This window comes from Komagataeibacter sp. FXV3, assembly GCF_015155755.1.
Lineage (GTDB): Bacteria > Pseudomonadota > Alphaproteobacteria > Acetobacterales > Acetobacteraceae > Komagataeibacter.
This window is the reverse complement of sequence record NZ_VWPI01000012.1, coordinates 1-1,149: the sequence shown is the minus strand read 5'-3', so window position 1 is coordinate 1,149 and position 1,149 is coordinate 1. Positions and strand designations below refer to the sequence as shown.

At 60.5% G+C, this 1,149-nt stretch carries 1 protein-coding gene; it reads left to right on the top strand.

From position 1 onward, the window contains the following. A partial coding sequence (locus F1542_RS01195) for an amino acid permease (RefSeq protein WP_227672362.1) occupies positions 1–1,043 on the top strand: 1,043 nt, incomplete at its 5' end. Between the last annotated feature and the right edge of the window lie 106 nt (positions 1,044–1,149).

Genomic DNA, 1,149 nt, shown 5'->3' with positions numbered 1-1,149 from the left:
AATGCCAGGTCTGGGGCAAAACGGGGGAAACCGGGTGGATGAAATTTGATCGCGTGAAGTCGTTGGACGCAATCCTGGCGACGGCCAAAAAGAAATCACTCAACCGGTCGCTTGGGGCTTTCCAACTCACGATGCTGGGAATCGGCGGGATCATCGGAACCGGCATATTCGTGCTGACTTCCGAAGCCGCGCAGAAAGCAGGGCCGGGCATGATGCTCAGCTTCGTCCTGGCCGGTTTCATCTGCATGTGCGCGGCAATCTGTTATTCCGAACTGGCGTCCATGGTTCCCACTGCGGGATCGGCCTATACCTATACATATGCCGTGATGGGGGAACGGCTGGCATGGATGGTGGGCTGGGCGCTGATCCTGGAATATGCCACCGGGGCCTCCGCCGTGGCGTCAAGCTGGTCGGGATACATGATCGGGCTGATCCAGAACCTGTTCCATATCGAAATCTCCCCCTTATGGGTGAACAGTCCGTCCGCTGGCGGCTATATCAACCTGCCAGCGGTGGTCATTACCCTGCTGATCACCTGGCTCCTGATTCTGGGCACGACCGAAAGCGCGCGGGCCAATGCCATTCTCGTCGGCATCAAGGTCGCGGCCCTGTCCCTGTTCGCCATCCTTGCCATCCCGGTCATGAACGCCAGCCATTTCGAACCCTTCATGCCGACCGGGATCACAGGCATGGCCGGGGCGGCGGCATCCATCTTTTTTGCCTATGTCGGCTTTGACGCCGTATCAACAGCGGCCGAGGAAACACGCAACCCGCAGCGCAATGTGCCCATCGCCCTGATTGCCTCGCTCGCCTTCTGCACCATTTTTTACCTTCTGGTCTCGCTTGGGGCCATTGGCTCCCCCCCCTTGGCGCACAGCCGGTTACCGGGGCCGATGGCGGCATACTGGCGCCCGGCACACTGGCACTGGACCAGAGATGCCGCGCGATTGCCGCAACTGGTGCGCAGGATCCCCTGCCCTGCTCACATGAGGCTCTGGCACATGTGCTGCGCTCCATCGGGTGGACCCGGATCGGCAACCTGATCGGTCTTGCGGCGACCATTGCCCTGCCTTCCGTCGTGCTGATGATGATTTTCGGACAGACACGCATATTTTTCACCATGGCGCGTGATGGCCTGCTGCCCGACAG